The organism is Streptococcus sp. HMSC034E03 (assembly GCF_001811505.1).
Taxonomy (GTDB): Bacteria; Bacillota; Bacilli; order Lactobacillales; family Streptococcaceae; genus Streptococcus.
Genome location: NZ_KV804969.1, coordinates 15491 through 37263, shown reverse-complemented (window position 1 = coordinate 37263; position 21773 = coordinate 15491). Strand labels below are relative to the sequence as shown.

Here is a 21773-nt window from a genome sequence, read left to right as displayed (position 1 = left end):
ATGTCTCCTTTCTTTTTAGAGTTTAACGACTTCTACTTGGTCTTTACCAAGTAGAATCAAATATTTTTCAACGGTTTCTATCTGATAAGAGCGAGATAGAGCCTCTGCATAAAGATCTAGTTGACCACGATAACGCTCAATCAGTTGACTAGCATCATCGTATCGATCTGTCTTGTAGTCAAAGAGAATAATCTTATCTTCATAGACAAGATAACCATCTAAGATTCCACGGACAACAAAATCTTCCTGACTCTTATCGTCTCGTTTTAACATTGAAAAAGGTTGTTCTCGATAAAGTTTATCTTGGTTTGCAAGAATCTCTTGACCAAGAGTTGTATCAAAGAAGGATAAAATTTTTCCTAGATTGATTTTGGATTTGACATCCGAGCTTACTTGAACTTGCTCCAAGGCCTCTGTTAAAGTCTCTAAAGTGGGTTTCTTAGCTAGATTAATTCTCTGCATGAGTTCATGGGTAGCACTACCAATCTCAGCACCAGTAACTTTCTTAGTTTTAGAGAAATCAGGAAGCTTGAATTGAACCGTACTTTCTTTTAGTTGACTTTGACCAGCAACTACGACTCCTTCCATATCCATGACAGGCTCATAGAATTTTTTAAGCTGACTTGGGGTTTGTACACTTTTAAGATTGATTGCTGCACGGTGGATTTCGTTATATACTTCCACTTCTTTTAGCATTTCCAACGCATTTTTGATGGTTTCTGACTGGCGATTATCTGCTTGGGATTGGTCTTGGAGCTGGCTTTTATTTTCCAATTCTCCGATAGCTTCTTTGGTTAGGTCTTCTTCACCTTCAAAGCGCACAGTGAAATGCAAATCCTCCTTAGAAAATGCTTGATAAATGGCCCAAATCCAATCTTGGAAATTAGTAGCGTCTAATCTAGTTTCTCGAGTCAAAAGACCTTGCCCATTTGTCGGATATTCTTTTGCTTCTAATTTTTCACGAGATCCTTTTCCAACTAAATATAATTTTTTCTCAGCACGTGTCATGGCTACATAAAGTAAACGCATGAGTTCAGAATAACTTGCTAACTGAAGTTCTTCTTCGTTTTGCGTATAGGTCAAGCTAGGGATAGATAATTTAATCGTAGATGGAACGTATTCCTCTTTGGCATCTGTAGCAACTCTAGCAACATACTTGAGACCAAGGCCATTTCTTCGACTTAGGATGACCTCAGACATAGAATCTTGCTTGTTGAATTGCTGATCAATGTTGAGGATAAAGACATAAGGAAACTCAAGGCCCTTACTTTTATGAATACTCATAAGTTCTACAGCATCCTTAGGTGGTGCTACAGCCACATTGGCAAGATCATGTTGGGCTTCCAAGACCTGATCTATCATTCGAATAAAGCGAGATAATCCCTTGAAATTACTCTTTTCAAACTGATCTGCTCTTAAAGCAAGGGCATAGAGATTTGCCTGTCTAGCTTGACCATTTGGCAAAGCACCGACATAGTCATAGTAAAAACGGTCGCTATAGATTTTCCAAATGAGACCATAAAGTGAGTGCGTTTTAGAATACAAACGCCAAGACTGGACAGTTTCCATGAAGAAGTTTAGTTTCTTTTGTAATTCAGCTTTGATTAAATCCTTTTGAAGACCAATTTTCTTCTGAGCATTGACTAGTTTCTCATAAAAGTTTTCTTGAACCTTATCCTCGGATTTTTGGAGAGCTAGACGAGCTAATTCATCCTCATCAAAGCTAAACATTGGAGACTTCATTAGAGCAACCAAAGCAAAGTCTTGAAGAGGGTTGTGGATGACACGAAGAGTATCCAACATCACCTGGACTTCTAGGGATTGCAAATAGTTTGATTGTGCGCCATCTGTCTTAACTGGAATACCATATTCAGACAAGGCAAGTAAAACCTGATCATTGCGACTTCTGCTAGCAGTTAAGAGAGCAATATCCTTGAAAGAGACACCTTTATCATTGTGGAGATGCAGTATCTCCTTAAGCACCATGCGCATCTCACCAGTCAGTTTATTGCTTGTGAGTTCTTCGTCGTCATCAGAATCGCTATCATCCTTATCATATAAGAGAACTTCTGCCTTGTTTTCAGGATTTGCTTGAATATCAGTATTCCCAAAAACAAGTTGATGCATACCGTCATAAGATATCTCTCCTACTTCCTCGTCCATGAGATGTTTAAAGACATCATTCGTAGCATCTAGAACTTCTGAACTGCTCCGAAAATTTTCTTTAAGTAGAATTAATTGACCTTCTTTGTCATCTTGAGCAAATCTATGAAATTTTTCGTTGAAGATTTGGGGATCTGCCTGTCTAAAACGATAAATAGACTGCTTAATATCTCCTACCATAAAACGATTATGGCCGTTTGAGAGGAGTTCCAACATTCTTTCCTGGATATGGTTGGTATCTTGGTACTCATCAACCATGACTTCATGGAAGCGTTCCTGATACTCTTGACGAACCTGTGGGAAGTTTTCCAAAATCTCAATGGTATAGTGGCTAATATCAGCAAATTCGAAAGCATTTTCTTCGCGTTTTCGTTGTCGATAGGCATCAACAAAATCCCTCATGAACACTTGGAATGTCTTTGCCAAGTCCCAGGACTCTTGATGATAATCTTCTTGGAATTTTAGTAAAGTGATTTGATCATTGAGCGCAATCAATTTTTCAAATTTTGCTTTTCTCTCTTGGTTGTAGGTTTCTTTCAAGTCTTGCAGTTTGGCCTTACGACTGGCATTTGTAAGAGCACGACCTCCCTTATCCTTCGAAATACTAACAACTTGGTCTAAAACTTCTTGGTATTGATTAAAAGTTGATTCGTTGGTTAAAGCTCCGATTTCATCAAGAACTTGTTGGACAGATTCTAAATAAGCTGCTTTACCAAATTCCTTGGCATCATTATCCAAATGGTAACGGAAAAAGCTTTCTAAATCCCAGAGCTTCTCCTTTATATCGTCTACAAGGTTTTCTTTAGCAACTGTAAAATCAGCCTTTTCAAAACCTTTTAGGAAAGATTCCTCTAGCCAAGCCTGAGGATTGCTAGTGGACTGCAAAAAGTCATAAATCATATAGACCTGTTTACGCAGTCCACGCGCGTCTTTGCTTCTACCTGCAAAGTTCTTGACCAATCGACTAAAATTATCTTTATCCTTGCCTTGGTAGTGATGTTCAAAAACTTGTCGAAAAACCTCATTTTTTAAGAGAAGTTGCTCACTTTCATTCTGAAGAATACGAAAATTTGGAGAGAGGTCAAGGAGATAACCATGCTTGGTCAGGAATTTCTGGGTAAAAGAGTCCATGGTTCCAATCGCGGCGTTGGGTAAATCAGCTAATTGTCTGCCGAGGTGTTTTTTTAGTTCAAGATCTTGCGTTTCTTGAATTTGTTGGCTAATTTTCTTTTCCAAGCGTTCTTTTAACTCGGTTGCTGCCTTGACTGTAAAGGTTGAGATAAAGAGTTGGCGAATCTCAACACCACGTGCTAGTTGGTCAAGAATTCGTTCAGCCATGACAAAGGTTTTCCCTGAACCAGCTGAAGCTGAGACCAGAATATTTTGACCAGAGCTATAAATAGCTTGAATTTGTTCAGCTGTTTTCTTAGGTTTCTTGTTAGACTGAGCTTCTGCTACTTGCAAGGCTGTAATCTCTTCTTGAGATAAAAATTTCATCGCTCCAACTCCTCTCTGATTTTATTAAACCAAGCTTCCTTGGCATTGCTCTTGGCAACTTTCTCTAAAAATCTCGCTTGACCTAAATGATAATTGGCTTCGAAACCTGTAATAGCTTGATATTGTTGAACATAGGGTGCAATGCTTCTACCGTTTTCTGTATAAGGGTTGATCGCAAATTCACCAGATAAAATCTTCTCTGCCGCTTTTTTGTAGAGAAGGGCATTATAGTCTAACAATAACTGGAATTCCTCATCTGACAACTGATAAGTTTTATTTTTATTGTAAAACTCTCCAAGGTTTTTTATCTCTTTTTCAAGAAAGAGGCCTTGGTATTTCATAGTCTTATTCGTTTCTGCTAAAGCCTTTGAAAGAGTTTTAACAGATTGTAAGGACTGAACTGGCTCAGCCATCTCTAAATACATAGCACCAAAGAAATCGGTATTTCCTTCTTTCTTAAGAGCAGCTAGATAGGTTGGTAATTGTGAATTAAGGCCGTTATAGAAGAGAGGAAACTTAAACTGAGTCAAAGAAGACTTATAATCTACAATACCTATAGCTCCATCTGATTTTAGACGGTCAATGCGGTCAACCTTACCACGAATATAGACATTACGACCATTATCTAGCTGAATAAAGGCTTGTTCCTTGCCACCAAAAACGGCTTCTTCCTGAATGGTTTCAATTTCAGTATTATGACGAAGAATGTGGCCAGTTGCACGCGCTACATCCAAAAGAACTTCCTTGGTTAATTGGGCTTCTAAACTTTCTTGATAAATCGCTTGAAACTCACGTTCTTGACTGGTTTCAGAGATTGCTTGTTCTAAACGATGATCAAAGGATTCATCACTCGGAAGTTTCAATACACGTTCAAAGATCCGATGCAAGAAATTGCCATGACTTCGTGCATCAGGTCGCAGTCGCAATTCTTCCTGCAAGCCTAAGACATAACGAAGGTAATAGCTGTATTCATTACGATAAAACTCTGTTAATCCAGAAGTTGATAGATAAAAATCTTGCTCTTGAGGATACAAGGCTTCCAAAGTTTCAGTAGCTAAGGTCTTACTTTTTGGACTTGTCGGTAGGACAGGATTATCAAGACCTTGATCTTCTAATTTTCTCCCCATAACACGAGCTAGAATCTTAATAAAGGTCAAGTCCTGCTCACTTGTCTCCGACTCACCTTGCTGGTGATAAGCAACAAGACTAGACAAAAGACTGTGATAAGAACCAATATCATCCTTTGATAGGTTTCTTCGATCGATTTTCTTTTCTATCTTGGTAAAATCAAAATCCTGCAATTCTTTCAGATAAATTGACTCTTTACTCTCGTTTTCATTGAGTAAACTTGGTGCTGATAATACCAATTGCTTCTTGGCAGAATTGACCAAAGAAAGCATGGTATAGCGATTCTTCTTGAGGTTCTCTTGACTTGCAATCAGTAATTGTGAACCTTCTTGAGTTGCCTGGTTTAGTACTTCTCTTTCTTCATCGCTCAACAAACTGGTGTTTTGAGCAATTTTTGGCAAGTGATCTTGAGTTAATCCAAGTGCATAGATGTAATCAGATGTCAAGGGTGCAATCAAATCATAACTCTGCACCAGGACAGTATCGACTGTTGCTGGGATTGTACGATAATTGGACAAGGACATACCTGAATGAAGAAGTGCCATGAAATCATCTAAAGTAACCTGAGAACCGTCAAATACGGTTGCGAACTGCTCCATTACGTGGCAAAATGCTTTCCAGACCTCCTCTTGCCTTTCTTGCTCTGCTACTTCCATCGTTGCAGATAAGGTTTGTAACTGCTTGGTCAAATGAGCTTCCTTCAAAAAGTTATTCCATTTTGCAAGAATATTTTCAGCTTTTTGCTTGCGACTGGTAAGTAATTTTTCTAAAGAGCTAATGATACGAAGTCGAAGTTCATTTAATTTTTCTAGATCAAATTTCCCATGATGATTTTTTGTGAATTCTTGTTTAAAACTAGAAAGACCATCAATACCTAGATAACGAATATATTGTTCAAAGCTATCAATTTCCCCTTGGTTAAGGTCAGTATACAAGCCAGTGCGTAAGAGATTAATCAAATCTTCTTGACGGAAATTGTATCGTTTCAAACGCCCGATGGATTCTACGAATTGAGTTAGAGGATGATGAGCCATGGAATCACTCTTGCCCAGATAAAAAGGAATCTGATATTGATTAAAAATTGTCTGCAAGGATAGTTTATAGGACTCTACGTCACCAAGTAGGATTCGAAAATTTTTGTAGCTAAGTTTTGGCTCTTGGTACAATTTCTGACGAATACTACGAGCAACTAACTCCAACTCTTCTTTTTGTGTCAGACAAGACCAGATTTGCAAGTCCTTTCTATCTTCGTCATTCACATCTAAACTAATTTCAGAATAATCATAAGCACTTTCGAGAAGTTTTGAGGCTTTGGCAAAGGCATCAAGTTTCTCATGTTCTTGACAAGTATTTTCTGCCTTAGTCTGATATTTAAAGGCCAAATGTCTCAAAAACTCAACACTGGCTTGATAGAGATCCCCTTCAGTAAACGGACTTGTATAAGCTTTTTTAGTCGCATAAGCCCCGATAACAATTTCAACACCCTTACGATAAAGTAGATCCACTAGGTGTTCTTCTTCTGCAGAAAATCGGGTAAAACCATCAATGACTAGGGCAATCTGACTAAAATCACTACTTACCTTGTTTTCTTCGATAGCATCAATCAGATAGGATAATGGACTCCCCTGTGAAACTTGACCTTGATTTAAATACGCTGTTACCTTTTCAAAAATTAAGAGTAAATCAGATCGTTTATCAGCATCTGTCAAACTTTCCAAGTCCAAAAAACTCATCTTTGCAGTTGAAATTTCATGATAAATCTCAATAAGTTGCTGGATGAATTGCGGATCTTGTTTAATAGCCCCATAAACACGTAAATCCTTACCATCTATCTCAGATAGACATTTATAGAAAGCCATACCAAGACCAATATCATCGAGACTTGTTCTCTCAGGAATATCATTTAAAACCAGATAACGAGCCATTTGAGTGAAGCGCGTGACTATGATAGCAAAAGAAGCCTGCTGACTCAAGCACTCCAGCACGGCACGTTCCTTTTCAAAAGAAAGAGAGTTAGGGGCGATATAAAAGACTCGTTTGCCTTGGGCAACCAGTCCTTGAGCCTCCTTAGTTAGGATTTCTGTCAAAGAAGTCCGAATATCGGTATAAAGTAGTTTCATCTCTGCCTCGTTTGTTTTTTCATTACCTTTTATTATAACATTTTTTAGGTCAAAACAGATTGATATAAAGCCCTTATTTTAACCTGTCCCGTATTAAAAAAGTCGGAATAAAATCCGACTTTTTAATATTTACCTAGCAGAAAATACGAGCATCCATAATTCCAAAAATGCTGTAATGTTGATCATGATATGAAGCAAAATGGGATAATAGAGAGAATGAGTTTTTCGGTAGAGGAATGCACAAATTGCTCCTCCACTTGCATAGGTGAAAAAGGCGAGTGGTGTTAAACCTGAACTGACATGCACATAGCCAAAGACACAGGCTGATAGCAAAACATCTCCATACCATGGTGAATCTTTCAGAAATGTATTCATCAGAACTCCTCGATATACCAATTCTTCTGTAATTGGTCCTAGCAGACAAACAATAAGTAAAAGATAAGGTAACTCTTGTCGCCCTGTCATCTCAGTCAATTCATTTAAAGCGATTTGATTGGACGTTGCTGGGGTTAAAAAGGACAATGCAATATCTAAAAGATAATTGGCACCATAAGCAAGAAGCAAATAAACTGGATATCTCCGTTTCCACTTCAACTCAAGAATTCTTCTACCTTCGAATACTAGTAAATAAAGAATAGCTATAAAAGTAACGATGAGCTCTAAAAAAGCAAGAATCAAAAAATACTCTCGACTAGCAACTACAAATCTAGCTGTAAAATGATTAAAAATCCACCAAAACCATGTCTTCCTATAAATAATTACTAACAAGGCTAGTAAAATCTGTACTACTCTTTTTTTCATGATAAATCCTCTGCTTTTTCTTCATTATCTCTATAATCTCAACTGCATTGCAAGTTTAGTATAGCATATATTAGCCAATTATCTTCTTCAAATCTTGAATTGTCATCCAAACGTCCTAAATTGACATAGTAATCCTTATTTTCACCAAAATATGTTATAATATAGACAAAACACGTGAAAAGGAATTACTATGATTAAACTACTCGCTCTTGATATGGATGGAACTCTACTCAACGAAGCCAAAGAAATCCCTCAAGCTCATATTGATGCTATCCATAAGGCTATCGAAAAAGGTGTCAAACTGGTTCTCTGTACTGGTCGTCCCCTCTTTGGAGTTCTTCCCTACTACAAGAAACTCGGTCTTGATTTGCAAAATGAATACGTTATTGTCAATAATGGATGTTCTACCCACCAAACCAGTGACTGGAGCCTTGTTGACTGGCGGGAACTTAGCAAATCTGACATCGAATACCTGAATGAACTTGCTGAAAAGAGTGAGGTCCAATTGACTCTCTTTGACGAGGAACACTACTTCGTTCTCGGAGGCGAACCAAATCCTATCGTAAAATACGATGCGACACTTGTCTTTTCTGACCTGACTGAAATTTCACTAGAGGAAGCTACCAGTGGTAAATATCGCATGTTCCAGGGTATGTTCTTAGGTACAAAAGAACAAACAGATGATTTTGAACAACAATTTGCTGATGAACTTTGTCAGAGATTTAGCGGAGTTCGTTCACAACCAGTTATCTATGAAGCAATGCCGCTTGGTACAACAAAAGCTTCAGCTCTTTCTCGCTTGACTGAGATTTTAGATATTCAACCTTCTGAAATCATGGCCATGGGTGATGCCAATAACGATATTGAGATGTTAGAATTTGCAGGGCTTGGGATTGCCATGGGAAATGCCAGCGACCACGTCAAATCTCTCGCTGATGATGTAACTGCCAGCAACGAAGAAGACGGCGTTGCACGCGCTATTGAGAAATATATTTTGTAGAAAATAAGCCCAGTCAACTAGTATTTCTAGCCAACTGGGCTTTTATTTTTTAGAAACTTAAAAACTTTAGAAACTCTTTAGAAATGCTTGACGATTCTTTGATATCTATGCTTTATACTAGAGTTATAAAAATAAAACATCTTATACTCTTCGAAAATCAAATTCAAACCACGTCAGCTTCGCCTTGCCGTACTCAAGTACAGCCTGCGGCTCTCTTCCTAGTTTGCTCTTTGATTTTCATTGAGTATTAAAGGTTAAAGGAGAAAACTATGAAAACAGTCCTCGAAATCCATGGCTTGTCCAAACAATTTGGCAAACAACCCATTCTACAAGATCTTAATCTCTCAGTAAAAGAAGGAGATATCTATGGACTTATCGGAAAGAATGGGGCTGGTAAAACAACTTTGATTAAAATCATTACCCAATTATTATCTGCTGACCATGGAACTATTTCCCTCTTTTCTAGTCAAGGGTATAAGGAGTGCACGAAAGCCCTATCTCGAGTAGGTTCAGTCATTGAATCCCCAGTAGCTCACAATCATTTAACAGCCTATCAAAATCTAAGATACTATTGTACTATTCGACATATCCCAAATGCTGATCAAGTCATTCAGGAAACACTAAAGTATGTGGGGTTAACAGATACAGGTAGAAAAGTTTTTAGAGATTTCTCTCTTGGTATGAAACAACGCTTAGGCATTGCGATTGCCCTCCTATCAAAACCAGACTTTCTCATCCTTGATGAACCCATCAATGGACTTGACCCAATCGGTATCAAAGAGTTTCGTCAAATGATTCAACGTCTGAATCAAGAACTAGGAATAACAATTCTCATCTCTAGTCATATCTTGTCAGAACTCTATCTGGTTGCCAATCGCTTTGGAATTTTAGACCAAGGGAAAATCATTCGAGAAATCAGTAAGGCCGAATTTGAGACACTTAACGAAGACTATATTGTTCTAAAAACAAGTGACAAAGAAAAAGCTAGTCAAATCTTAAAAGACAAAGTACATCTTGAATTTAAAGTTGTTAATTCAGACAATGAGATTCATATTTTTAGTCATGAACAAGATGTCAAACGCATTCTCAAAGAACTTACTCTAGCAGATGTTGCCGTGGATGAGATTTACTATGCTCGTCAAAATCTTGAAGAATACTTCACACAATTAGTAAAATAGGAGGAACACCATGATACACACAATTCAAGCAGACTTTTACCGTCTTTTCCGTTCCAAAGGCTTTTGGATTACAGAGATTGTTCTCTTTGCACTCATGTTGATGGGAGCCACTATTGGGGCTACAGGACATCTAATGTCAGTTGATACAACACCTCCAGAAACTGAACTTCCAAGTAAAGGCTGGGATGGTATTCAAGCCCTTATTAACGCATCGAGTCAAGGTTCAAACCTAGTTTTCCTCTGCATTATCCTTGCTTGCTTAGTTCTAGGAGTTGATCTTATCGGAAAACTCTATAAAAATAGTTTGACAGTGGGTGTTTCTCGTACAGAATTCTTCTTTGCCAAATCTGTTGTATTAGCAAGTATCGCTCTAATGCAAATTTTTGTTAGCCTAGTTATTGCTTTTGTACCAGCAACTATCCTAAACGGGGTTGGTACGATGCCAGAAGGATTTATTGGCAATCTACTTCTAACAATTGGTCTTCAATTCCTATGTCTTCTTGCTTGGCTTTCCATTGTTTCCTTCATTCTCTATGTGACTCATTCTTATTTGGCTGTTTTCATAGGCTATTTAATCAGTTCTATCTTGCTTTCAACACCGATGCTTATCTTTCCAGATATCGAGATTTTACGCTATTTATCCTTGAATTTTGCCTATGCCATGACTGTCTATAGTCAAGCTGTTCTATACACCATTGTCGTTACAGTGACTGTTATTCTATTCTTTACCATAAGTGGACTTGCTGTTTTCAAAAAGAAAAGCTTATAAAAATGACCTCCTCTGTTCAAAAAGAGGAGGTTACTTGTTTTAAAAGAGTATCTTAACTGTAAACCAAGCACCATCTGTACTTAGTTGTAGTTCTGCCCCTAGTAGGTGAGATAATTCTTCTGTAATATAAAGACCTAAACCAGAGGATTCTTCTGTATCGGATAGGTTTTCAGAGTAAAATCGTTGACTGAGATTTTCAATTTTACGAATCGGTTGTTTAACCAGATTAGCAATTTCCAAACAGATGTGATTGTCCACTTCTTTCAAAGAAAATATCGCTTCATCCTTACCATGTTTCAGAACATTGCCAATAAGATTTTGTAACATACGGTCTAATAAATCTGGATCTGTTAATAAATAGAGACCAGGTTCTACTTGCAAATCAAGGTCAATCTTTGCCGTCTGAAAAGAATCATAATAGGTTAGTAATTTTTGTGTCATAAATGTCGAGACTTCTAACTCAGATAAGTCAGGTTTAACTGCTCCTTCCATTAATCGACGATAGTCCAAAAGAGCCTCTAGCCGTTTTGAAACTTGATTGAGATGATGGGAAATTTTTTTCAAACTCTCAGACTCAGGATTTTCTGTTTTAAGCAATTGCTGAGTATAACCTGACGCAATCGTTAAAGGTGTCCGAATATCGTGGGCAATATTGCTAATAGCCATGTCTAAAGTCTGTTTTTCACGCTTCATAATCAACCGTGACTGCTCAACTTCTTGAAAAAGATGATTAATTTGCTGGTAAAGATGTAAAAAATCCTTGGAGAAAGTTGACACTCCGATTCTCTTCATACTTCCAGTATGAATCTTGTCTTCAATTTGTTGGCTCAAGTTTACGAGTGCTAGATGATAGCGAATCAATCCTATCGTCAATAGGATAATAACCAGCAGTAACAAAGAAAGTAAAATATAAATCATTGCTCATCTCCTTTTAACCGAACACCAACTCCCCAGATAGTCTCAATATACTCTTGCTCTGGATCTAGTTGACCTAATTTTTTTCGGAGATTACTTAAATGAGTGTTGAGAGTATTGTCGCCTGGTAAATAAGTATCCTCCCAGACTAATTCATAGAGTTCTTCTTTCGTAAAAATTTTCTTAGAATGTCTCAACAAGGTTTGGAGAATTAAGCATTCTTTCTTAGCTAGGCGAATAGTTTCCTGGCAATTTTTGATTTCAAAACTATCTGCATCAAATTGAATATTTTTTAACTGTTGAATCAACTTGTCAGGATGTTCGATCTCAGCTGCTTGCTTATCACTATTTTGACGTAATTGTACCGTAACCCTGGCAAAAACTTCATCCAAATCAAAAGGCTTTACGATATAATCATTAGCACCATCTAAGAGATATTGGCTGATGAGCTTTTTATCGCTTAGTGCAGTTAGCATGATGACAGGAATTGAACTATCTTGTCTAATGGATTTTAAAACCTGATCGCCATTTTTTCCTGGAAGCATAATATCTAACAAGATTAGATCAATGTCACCTTGTTCAAATCGTATCATTCCTTCAGTACCAGAAAAAGCCTGAATCACCTCATGCTCCTCAGAAAGAAGAGTTCTCAAAATTTCTTGAATCTCATTATTATCCTCAACGATAAGTATTCTAGCCATAAACACCAACCTTTCTAATAGTATTATATCATGTTTTTTTAGGAATTTCGGATAAAGAAAAACTCTCCTTCATGCTTAAATACGAAGAAGAGTTCATTAGCTATATTAAATTAAAGCTGTCAATGCGGTAATAAGTCCAAAAACGATACCTGGTGCATTAGCTGCTGCCAAAGGAATATCACGTTCTTTTTTAAAGAGACCGTAGTAAACCCAAAGACTGCAGTTAAGTGCAGCTACTGCTGGTTGGATAAAATTCCCTTTTTGACCAGCAAGGTTATTCATAATTTGAGGAATATAAGAGACATACATCATTACAGACATAAAGGTTGCAATCCAACCCAAAGTTTTCATTTGTTTTTCAGACATTTTCTTCTCCTTTCAAAAACAGTTTCAATTATACACTATTTGTTTTAATTGTATAAGCAAAAAACTTTTTTGTTAAGAGAATGTAAAATATCACAAGATTGTGACCAGAGGTAACTTTTTGTTCTTATCTTTAGAAAAGGTATGGTGGCTAACAGTTTTATCATACTATTATTATTTAAAAAATCTTGGATGACCATTTACATCCAAATAAAAAACTACCTTCGCCTCCTTATCTGAAATTACTAATGTATAGTCTTAGAATAAAAAATTATTTGGCAGATACTTAACTAACATAAACCATAATGTTGAACCTTTGTAATCCATCTTTTCAAACTCATATGGATAAGAGTGCTCTAATCTTAAAAGGTTAGGATCTAAAACACATTCACCCTCAAGTTTATTATTAGAATGAAAGTTTTTACCAATTTCAATAACCTGTAAAGGTGTTAAATTCGTCTTCTTTGTCATAGTTATATACCACTAAACTCTGTGGAATCAAATGAATCTGTTATCATTAACTTCAAAAACTGAAACTATCTACTACTTCTTCTCAATCGGTGCTACACTGGCTAAAAGTTTTTTGAGGCCGACATCTGGGAAATTGATTTTCAATTCCTGAGTAGCTCCACTTCCTGAAACTTCTAGAACAGTTCCTTGACCCCACTTCTTATGAAGGGCAATATCACCAATTGACCAGCTGGTTTCACTTGAAATTGATTTTGATCCAGCAGCAAATTGTCCAAAAGGTAGTCCTTTTGATTCAATGGATCTTGGTGCTGCATTGCGTTTACGATCTTGTAGAGCTTGAGCTAGACTCATGCCTTGGCCAAAGGCGACACCACCACTACTATAGGATGCTTTGAAGCTACTATTGGCTGGACGAGCCAAACCTTGATAGGTCAATAAATCTGAACTAATCTCATTGATAAAACGTGTTGGGCGATTATAGTTCGTTCGACCAAACAGCAAGCGTGAGTTAGCATTAGTCAAATAGAGAATTTTTTCTGCGCGCGTGATACCGACATAGGCTAGACGGCGTTCTTCTTCTAGTTCATCCATGTCTTCTGCTGCGCGACTAAGTGGAAAGACATTTTCTTCCATCCCAATCAAGAATACAACTGGAAACTCCAGTCCCTTGGCAGCATGGAGCGTCATCAAGGTTACTTCTGATGTCTCTTGACTGCCAGAGTCAGTATCAGCAATCAAGGCCAAGTCATTGAGGAAGCGACTGAGTTTATCCAGTCCCGTTTCTTCTTCCTGATTATCTGAATTATCATCGAAATTCTTTGTAACAGAAAGAAACTCTTCGATATTTTCGACGCGAGCCTTACTTTCCAAAGTCGCCTGGGCATTGAGAATATCCACGTAGCCTGTCTTTTCCAAGACTGCTTCTACTAACTCAGTAATGCTTAATTGGCCCAGTTGCTCCCGTAAATCAAGAATCATATTGGCAAAATCCCAGATAGACTGGGCTGCCTTACCTTTACTCCCTGATAACATGATGTTAGCTGAAGCATCAAGCATCGACATGTTTTGCATATTAGCAAAATCACGGATTTTCTCTACTGTTCCTGGTCCAATACCACGTTTAGGTTCATTGATAATGCGCTCAAAACTGATATTATCACTCAAGTTGGCAATGAGATTCAGATAGGCGATGATATCACGAATTTCTTTACGGCTGTAGAACTTAGTTCCACCGACCATGGTATAAGGAATATTGGACTTGAGCAGAGCCTCTTCAATCGTACGAGATTGGGCATTGGTACGGTAAAGCACTGCAAAGTCCTTGTGGAGGAAGTTTTGGCTTCGACCAAGTTCATCAATGGTTTTGGCTACAAAGACTGCCTCGTCTTGTTCATCATTAGCACGATAGTAGACAATCTGTTCCCCATCAGTATTTTGAGTCCAGAGATTCTTAGGACGACGATTTTTATTGTTTTTTATGACATCATTAGCTGCTTGGAGGATGGTTTTGGTTGAGCGGTAATTTTCCTCCAACAAAACAACCTTGGCTTGAGGATAATCCTTCTCAAAGTCCAAGATATTCTGCATATCAGCACCACGCCAACCATAGATAGACTGGTCTGCATCCCCAACTACACAGATATTTTGAAAGCGTGAAGCCAGGAGTTTAACTAATTGATACTGGGCATGGTTGGTATCTTGATACTCATCAACGTGGATGTACTGGAACTTCTGCTGATAATAAGTCAAAACATCAGGATTTTGGTCAAAGAGACGCAAGGTCAACATGATTAAGTCATCAAAGTCCACCGACTCTGACTGACGAAGTTCTTTCTGATAGGCCGTATAACACTTAGCTACAATTTGAGTGTACATATCTCCTGCCTGGGTAGCATAAGCCACATCGTCAATCAGATCATTCTTAGCATTGGAAATTGTTCCCAAAATGGTGCGTTCATTCCATTTTTTTGGATCCAAGTTCAACTGCTTGAGAATGCGTTTCATGAGCGTCCGCTGCTCCCCAGGATCCACAATCGTGAAATTGCGATTGTAGCCAATGTGGTCCGCATCGCGCCGTAGGATACGCACGCACATAGAGTGGAAGGTCGCGATCAAACAATCCTGAGTAGCTGGATTGAGTCCATAAGCACGCTCCTTCATTTCACGCGCTGCCTTATTGGTAAAGGTAATGGCCAAGATATTCCATGGATTTACCATCTTTTCATCAATTAAGTAGGCAATACGGTGGGTTAAAACACGAGTCTTACCAGATCCCGCCCCCGCCATGATAAGTAGTGGACCTTCTGTTGTTTGGACGGCCTCAGCTTGACGGTCATTCATTCCCTTTAATAATTCGTTCATTTTCTCTTCCTTATTCTTCAAGTCAATGTTTCTATTATATCAAAAAAGTTTGAAAATAACTTTTCTCAGAAGCCTTCTGATTATTTTAGTTGACAAGATAAGAAGAGGCTGGGACAAAAGTCCTAGCCTCTCAATTGTCTTTGGATTGTCGAGCAAGACGCAGTGGTTGAGTGGGCTCTACTACGCTGATTTCATCAGCTTTTACAACCCTACTCAACTGTGCGGAGGTGGGACGACGAAATCGAATTCTAACGAATTACCGATTTCTGTCCCACTCTCAGTAATTATTCTATTAATCCTTTATAGACTGCAAAAGCGTCATTAGGGCTTGGGCAGAACGACGTCCTGCTTCTACGATAAATTCATCAAAGGAAACGGATGCTTCATGGTTGGCATTGTCACTCATGGCACGAACGACTAAGAAAGGTAGGTTCAAAGCGTGAGCTGCTTGAGCAATAGCTGCCCCTTCCATCTCTACAGCAAGAACTTGAGGGAAGTGCTCTTTTATCGATTTGATTTTATCTTCTCCAGCAACAAAACTGTCTCCTGTCGCAATCAAACCTAAATGCCAAGTTTGTTCCAGTTTAGACAAACTCTCTTGAATCAAATTGATAAACTTTTTGTCTGATTCAAAATAGAGAGGCTGTTGAGCCATTTGACCGTAATCATAGCCAAAGGCAGTCACATCAACATCGTGATAGGTAAGCTTGTCTGCAATCACTACATCGCCTACTGCAATCCCAGTTGCCACTGCACCAGCAGATCCAGTATTAATCACTGCATCCACCTGAAAGTGATCTGCTAAGATAGCGACACTCATAGCAGACATGACTTTTCCGATTCCACTCTCTACAAGTACAAGCTCGACAGAACCAACTTTTCCTGTGTGATAGCTATTTCCCAGAACCTTTTCTTCGCTGGCATCGTCCAAGTGTTGAATCAAGTAAACTAGCTCTTCTGGCATAGCTGCTATAATTCCAATTTTCATGATAGACCCCTTAAAAAAATCTCATTGCTAAAATTAACAAAATCAAGAGAAGAATAACTGCAAATAGAATCTTATTCAATTTAGAATTAAAGACATTTCTCTTAGTATTTTCAATCCGACGACTTTTGTGAATAGAGGGTTCAACTTCGACAGTCAGTGTATCTTGGCTAAATCCATGATCTCTGGTTCGTGAATAGCCAAAATTTTGAGAAGCAGTCGGTAAAATCTTAGTTTCCTCATCATCTAGCAAGGGAGGACCTGAGATGTCCTCTCCTCGATTGGCACGTTCAATCATTTCATCTGTTAATAAAGGTTTACCCATGGGCTCCTCCACTATTTATTTGTAATTCCCAGTACTGGATAGCCATAATGGTCTTAGCATCACAAATATGACCAGACTGGATCAGTTCTTTAGCTTGGTCAAGACTGACCTCGAGTAGCTCTAAAGTCTCATCTTCATCCTGAGGACGAGGATTTTCAACTTTTGTCAAATCGCTTGCCAAGTAAAGTTTTAAGCGCTCGTTACAAAATCCAATCGCAGAATAAAAATCATAGAGAAGATTTAATTTGCCCGTATAGGCTGCCTCTTCCTCTAATTCACGAAGGGCTGCTGCTTCTGGATCTGCATTTTCACCCACTTCAAGCTTACCTGCAGGAATTTCATAAGAAACTTTCTCAATTGCCTTACGATATTGTTTAACTAAGACAATCTTATTTTCTGGAGTAACTGCAAGGACACAAACTGCTCCATTGTGGAAAATCAAATCACGTTGTGCTCTACCTTTGCCAGAAGGGAGTTCAACCTGGTCTTGAACCAATTGGAAGATCGGTCCTTTATAGATTTCTTTACGACTTATAGTCTTTTCTTCGAATTCCATCGTTAGCTCCTATTTATTGTTAGGATGATGAGGGAGGCGAGTTGCATATTCATCCTTATTGACTTGACGACCTCGTCCAATAGCAATGGCATCAGCTGGGACATCTTTAGTAATGGTTGAACCTGCTCCAACAAGAGAGTTATCTCCAAGTTCTACTGGTGCAATAATGGTTGAATTAGAACCGACAAAGACATTGTTTCCAATCACTGTCTTGTATTTGTTCTGCCCATCGTAATTTACAGTGATCGTTCCTGCACCGAAGTTGACATCACTACCAACCTCACAGTTACCGATATAGGTTAGATGTCCTGCTTTGGTATTTTCCCCTATGCTAGAACCTTTGACTTCAACAAAGTTCCCAATGTGCACATCTTTTGCAAGCCTTGATCCTGGACGGATATGAGCATATGGTCCAACTGTAACACCATCAGCAACCGTGCTTTCTTCAATCATTGAATTGGTAATCACTGCTCCTGCTCCGATACTACTATCAACGATATAAGTTCCGTTGGTCAAAACAGTTTCTGCACCAATCTTACTAGAACCTTTGAGGGTTACATTTGCTTCGATTTGAACTTCTGGAGCAATTTCAACATCAATGTCAATGTAAGTAGCTTCAGGATTCACAAAACTAACTCCATTAACCATGTGGGCTTGGTTAATGCGACGACTCATGATACCTTCGGCTGTGGCAAGGGCAACACGGTCATTTACTCCAAGACTTTCGTCAAAGTCTTTCAGAGTATAAGCTCCAACTTTTTCTCCTGCTTCACGGAAAATACCAATCACATCTGTGATATAGTATTCACCTTGAGCGTTGTTGGTATTGATATTCTTAAGAGCTTCAAAGAGACGAGCGTTATCAAAGACATAGGTTCCTGTATTGATTTCCTTGATTTGTTTTTCAAAATCTGTAGCGTCCTTCTGCTCCACGATGCGAAGCACTTCAGCATTCTCGTTACGAACAATACGCCCATAACCAAATGGATCTTCAGCTTCTGCAGTTAGGATTGTAGCTACGTTCTTGTGATTAACGTGGAAATCAATCAAGTTCTTTAGACTTTCACCAGTAATGAGTGGTGTATCTCCAGCAATGACCAATGTTTGTCCAGAAAGACCTTCAAGAATTGGCTCAGCCATCATAACCGCATGACCAGTTCCTAATTGCTCTGACTGTCTTACAAAATCAGTTTGACCAGCTAAAACTTGCTCCACAAGTTCTGCCTTATGTCCTACAACCGTTACTGTTTTTTCAGGATTGATGGCCCCTACACTACGAAAAACATGCTCAAGCATAGAAATTCCTGCAACCTTGTGCATGACTTTTGGTAGATCTGACTTCATACGAGTACCTTTACCCGCTGCTAAAATAACTGCATAATTTGCCATATTTTTCTCTTTTCTATAGAAATTCCTTTTCATTATATCATATTTTTGCTCTTTCAAACACAAAAGAGGGCAAGTGCTATAAAACATCGCATTCTCTAGATGATTTTGAGTATTTTTTTTTGATTTTTTTCACCATTTACGATACACTATAAAAGTATGAGAAAGAAAATAAATCCTGTTTTTATTTTTACTGTATTAGCTACTCTTGTGGGTATTTTAATCATCAATAGACCCAAGTTCGAAGACCATCCAGTCAAAACAAAGCAAAATCCAGTTCAAGTAGAAACTCAAGCTTTACATAATATCAACAAGCCGATTATTGATGTTTCTGGCTGGCAAAGACCATCAGAGATCAATTATGACACCTTAGCTCAAAATATTTCAGGTGCAATCGTTCGGGTTCATAGTGGAGCTCAAGCTTCTGTTGAAAACGATGCTTCATTTAAAAATGGGGTTGATAAGGCTTATAAAGAACACATCACAGAATTTCAAAAACGGAATATTCCAGTCGCTGTTTATGCCTATGTAGCTGGTAAGAATGTCGAAGAAATGGAAAAAGCTGCTGAAGTATTCTATAATGCTGCTTCTCCCTATAATCCTAGCTACTATTGGTTGGATGTTGAAGACAAGACTATGTCTGACATGAACAAGGGTGTTGAGGCCTTTCGTGCTAAATTAGCTTCATTGGGAGCTAAAAATATTGGCATCTATGTTGGTGTCTACTTTATGGAGGAGCATAGTATCAGTACGGAGAATTTCTCAGCAATCTGGATACCGTCCTATGGAACCAACTCGGGTTACTACGAGAGTGCTCCCAATACAGATCTTAACTATGATCTTCACCAATATACTTCTCATGGAAGCCTTGGAGGCTTTGAAAATCATCTGGATTTGAACCTTATTTCTTCCACAAAAAACAAGGAAGAAACCTTTAGAAAATTGTTTTTAAATCCTTAATTACTATCACCATAAGCAAGTCAGACATTGCTTTCTGCTTGCTTTTCTTTATTTTTCAATATTAAACCACTGTTTTATCTTTATAATATACACTGAATTTTGGAGGACTTCTATGTTATCATGGCTATCAAAAATTATAAAGGGAATTGTAATCGCCCTAGGTTTTATTCTACCAGGTATTTCTGGTGGTGTTCTTGCCGCTATCTTGGGAATTTATGAGAGAATGATTCGTTTCCTTGCCCATCCTTTTAAGAATTTAAAAGAAGATCTACTCTTTTTCCTACCTGTCGGTATTGGAATGCTCCTAGGTATCGGCCTTTTCTCATATCCTATTGAGTACCTTCTCGAAAATTATCAAGTATATGTGTTATGGAGTTTTGCTGGTGCCATCATCGGTACCATTCCAAGTCTTGTCAAAGAATCTACCCGTGATTCCGAGAGAGATAAGATTGATCTCATTTGGTTTTGGGCAACTTTTATCCTTTCAGGTATTGCCCTCTACGCCTTAAATTTTGTCGTCGGATCGTTGTCAGCTAGTTTCCTTAACTTTACTCTTGCTGGATGCTTACTGGCACTTGGAATTTTAGTGCCAGGACTCAGCCCTTCTAATCTACTTTTAATCCTTGGTCTTTATAGTCCAATGCTAACTGGATTTAAGACTTTTGATTTATTCGGAACCTTCCTTCCAATAGGAATTGGAGCACTTGCTACTCTTGTCATTTTTTCAAAATTTATGGACTACGCTCTCCGTGTCTATCAATCTCGTGTTTACCACTTTATCATCGGAATTGTTCTTTCAAGTACAATCTTAATCCTCATTCCAAATGCTGGTAATGCTGAAAGCATCAGCTATAGTGGATTATCTCTTGTGTCTTATGTCATCATTGCCTTTTTCTTCGCTCTAGGTATTTGGTTAGGTATTTGGATGAGTCAATTGGAGGATAAATACAAATAATGGCTAAAAAAGTAAAAGTCAAAAAAACCTTGGTCCAACAAATTTTAACCAAGGCAAGGATTAATCATAAAGGAATTCAAATTAATGCTTTGGAAGGTGAGTTACCTCAAGGTTACGATAAAAGCCAGATTTTCAAGACTTTAGCCCTTCTGGGAGATAAGACTGGTCCCCTTATCGGTATCCTTCCTATCACTGAACACCTTTCTGAAAAGAAGCTTGCAAAGATTTCTGGTAATAAGAAAGTCAGCATGATTCCACAAAAAGACCTCGAAAAGACAACAGGCTATATCCATGGCGCCAATAATCCAGTTGGAATTCGTCAAAAACATAACTACCCTATCTTTATCGATCAAAGTGCACTTGAGCTTGAAGAAATGATCGTTTCGGCAGGTGAAGTTGGGCATAGTATTATTATCAACCCCCAAGACCTTGCAAGCTTTGTTAAAGCAGAATTTGCAGATATTATAGAAGGACAATAATCAATGAAACTATACTTTGTTCGCCACGGTAAAACTCTTTGGAATCTTGAAGGACGTTTTCAAGGGGCAAGTGGGGATTCTCCACTCTTAGATGAATCTATTGAAATCTTAAAAAAACTAGGTCGGTATCTCCAGGAAACTCCATTTGATGTGATTTATTCTAGTGATCTTCCTCGGGCTAAAACTTCTGCTCAAATTATCCAAAGTCAACTGAAAGACAGCTGTCCATTAGAAGAAATCCCCTCACTAAGAGAATGGCAACTTGGAAAACTTGAAGGTGCAAAATTTGCGACCTTGGAAGCCATCTATCCCGAGCAATTAAAAGCTTTTCGTACCAATCTAGCAAAATTCGATTCGACTATGTTTGGAGCAGAGTCTGTCTATCAAACAACTCAACGAACCATTCAATTTATCAAATCATTAGAGTCCAAACCTTTTGAACATGTTATGATTGTTGGTCACGGGGCCAATCTCACAGCCAGTATTCGAACTCTTCTAGGCTATGATACTCCACTACTTAGAAAAAATGGCGGTCTAGCAAATGCTAGTGTTACTATTGTCGAAACAGAAGACTTTAAAAACTTCAACCTTTTGCAATGGAACGACACTTCTTATCAAAATCTAAAAAGAACTTAACAATCGCTGTTAAGTTCTTTTTAG

Annotated in this window: 19 protein-coding genes; 7 read left to right on the top strand and 12 right to left on the bottom strand. The window is 38.2% G+C overall.

Annotated features, from left to right (window positions below; all coding sequences use genetic code 11):
* Nucleotides 1-15 precede the first annotated feature (15 nt).
* The 3 genes from addA to HMPREF2805_RS02990 form a co-directional block, all read right to left on the bottom strand.
* A complete protein-coding gene (addA, locus tag HMPREF2805_RS03000) occupies nucleotides 16-3660 on the bottom strand; it encodes a helicase-exonuclease AddAB subunit AddA (RefSeq protein ID WP_075231333.1) in 3645 nt (1214 codons plus the stop codon).
* Nucleotides 3657-6908 (bottom strand): ATP-dependent nuclease subunit B, encoded by a 3252-nt coding sequence (rexB, locus tag HMPREF2805_RS02995; protein WP_075231332.1) that lies wholly within the window; start codon nucleotides 6906-6908, stop codon nucleotides 3657-3659. Before rexB ends, addA begins: the two co-directional genes overlap by 4 nt.
* A gap of 129 nt (nucleotides 6909-7037) precedes the next feature.
* Nucleotides 7038-7709, bottom strand: coding sequence for a CPBP family intramembrane glutamic endopeptidase (locus HMPREF2805_RS02990; protein WP_075231331.1), 672 nt, complete (start codon nucleotides 7707-7709; stop codon nucleotides 7038-7040).
* A gap of 190 nt (nucleotides 7710-7899) precedes the next feature.
* Between HMPREF2805_RS02990 and HMPREF2805_RS02985 the strand changes: the two genes are divergently transcribed.
* The 3 genes from HMPREF2805_RS02985 (at nucleotide 7900) to HMPREF2805_RS02975 (ending at nucleotide 10656) form a co-directional block, all read left to right on the top strand.
* Complete coding sequence (locus tag HMPREF2805_RS02985) at nucleotides 7900-8709, top strand: Cof-type HAD-IIB family hydrolase (protein WP_075231330.1); 810 nt, start codon at nucleotides 7900-7902, stop codon at nucleotides 8707-8709.
* 269 nt (nucleotides 8710-8978) lie between these two features.
* A complete protein-coding gene (locus HMPREF2805_RS02980) occupies nucleotides 8979-9887 on the top strand; it encodes an ATP-binding cassette domain-containing protein (protein WP_075231329.1) in 909 nt (302 codons plus the stop codon).
* 10 nt (nucleotides 9888-9897) lie between these two features.
* Nucleotides 9898-10656, top strand: a complete 759-nt coding sequence (locus tag HMPREF2805_RS02975; protein WP_075231328.1) for an ABC transporter permease — start codon at nucleotides 9898-9900, stop codon at nucleotides 10654-10656.
* Nucleotides 10657-10695: 39 nt separating this feature from the next.
* Here HMPREF2805_RS02975 and HMPREF2805_RS02970 read toward each other — a convergent pair whose 3' ends face one another.
* The 9 genes from HMPREF2805_RS02970 to glmU form a co-directional block, all read right to left on the bottom strand.
* Entirely contained in the window at nucleotides 10696-11574 is an 879-nt protein-coding gene (locus HMPREF2805_RS02970; RefSeq protein WP_075231327.1) for a sensor histidine kinase, read from the bottom strand.
* The gene (locus HMPREF2805_RS02965; RefSeq protein ID WP_075231326.1) at nucleotides 11571-12272 is read right to left on the bottom strand and encodes a response regulator transcription factor; all 702 of its coding nucleotides are present in this window, start codon (nucleotides 12270-12272) and stop codon (nucleotides 11571-11573) included. The genes HMPREF2805_RS02970 and HMPREF2805_RS02965 overlap by 4 nt, the downstream gene beginning before the upstream one ends.
* A gap of 105 nt (nucleotides 12273-12377) precedes the next feature.
* Complete coding sequence (locus tag HMPREF2805_RS02960; RefSeq protein ID WP_049509788.1) at nucleotides 12378-12638, bottom strand: SemiSWEET family transporter; 261 nt, start codon at nucleotides 12636-12638, stop codon at nucleotides 12378-12380.
* Between the two features lie 255 nt (nucleotides 12639-12893).
* Nucleotides 12894-13106, bottom strand: a complete 213-nt coding sequence (locus HMPREF2805_RS02955) for a hypothetical protein (protein ID WP_075231325.1) — start codon at nucleotides 13104-13106, stop codon at nucleotides 12894-12896.
* A gap of 72 nt (nucleotides 13107-13178) precedes the next feature.
* Nucleotides 13179-15467, bottom strand: coding sequence for a DNA helicase PcrA (gene pcrA, locus HMPREF2805_RS02950; protein ID WP_075231324.1), 2289 nt, complete (start codon nucleotides 15465-15467; stop codon nucleotides 13179-13181).
* Between the two features lie 292 nt (nucleotides 15468-15759).
* Nucleotides 15760-16455 carry a 5'-methylthioadenosine/adenosylhomocysteine nucleosidase gene (locus tag HMPREF2805_RS02945; RefSeq protein WP_075231323.1) on the bottom strand — a complete coding sequence of 232 codons (696 nt, stop codon included), beginning with the start codon at nucleotides 16453-16455 and terminating at the stop codon, nucleotides 15760-15762.
* Between the two features lie 10 nt (nucleotides 16456-16465).
* Nucleotides 16466-16777 carry a cell wall synthase accessory phosphoprotein MacP gene (gene macP / locus HMPREF2805_RS02940; protein WP_075231322.1) on the bottom strand — a complete coding sequence of 104 codons (312 nt, stop codon included), beginning with the start codon at nucleotides 16775-16777 and terminating at the stop codon, nucleotides 16466-16468.
* Entirely contained in the window at nucleotides 16770-17333 is a 564-nt protein-coding gene (locus tag HMPREF2805_RS02935) for an NUDIX hydrolase (protein WP_075231321.1), read from the bottom strand. The genes macP and HMPREF2805_RS02935 overlap by 8 nt, the downstream gene beginning before the upstream one ends.
* 9 nt (nucleotides 17334-17342) lie before the next feature.
* Entirely contained in the window at nucleotides 17343-18722 is a 1380-nt protein-coding gene (gene glmU / locus HMPREF2805_RS02930; protein WP_075231320.1) for a bifunctional UDP-N-acetylglucosamine diphosphorylase/glucosamine-1-phosphate N-acetyltransferase GlmU, read from the bottom strand.
* Nucleotides 18723-18878: 156 nt separating this feature from the next.
* Between glmU and HMPREF2805_RS02925 the strand changes: the two genes are divergently transcribed.
* The 4 genes from HMPREF2805_RS02925 (at nucleotide 18879) to HMPREF2805_RS02910 (ending at nucleotide 21749) form a co-directional block, all read left to right on the top strand.
* Entirely contained in the window at nucleotides 18879-19679 is an 801-nt protein-coding gene (locus HMPREF2805_RS02925; RefSeq protein WP_075231319.1) for a glycoside hydrolase family 25 protein, read from the top strand.
* A gap of 112 nt (nucleotides 19680-19791) precedes the next feature.
* The gene (locus HMPREF2805_RS02920; RefSeq protein ID WP_075231318.1) at nucleotides 19792-20634 is read left to right on the top strand and encodes a DUF368 domain-containing protein; all 843 of its coding nucleotides are present in this window, start codon (nucleotides 19792-19794) and stop codon (nucleotides 20632-20634) included.
* On the top strand, nucleotides 20634-21113 hold the full coding sequence (locus tag HMPREF2805_RS02915) for an aminoacyl-tRNA deacylase (protein WP_075231317.1): 480 nt from the start codon (nucleotides 20634-20636) through the stop codon (nucleotides 21111-21113). The genes HMPREF2805_RS02920 and HMPREF2805_RS02915 overlap by 1 nt, the downstream gene beginning before the upstream one ends.
* Nucleotides 21114-21116: 3 nt before the next feature.
* Complete coding sequence (locus tag HMPREF2805_RS02910; RefSeq protein ID WP_075231316.1) at nucleotides 21117-21749, top strand: histidine phosphatase family protein; 633 nt, start codon at nucleotides 21117-21119, stop codon at nucleotides 21747-21749.
* The last annotated feature ends 24 nt before the right edge of the window (nucleotides 21750-21773 follow it).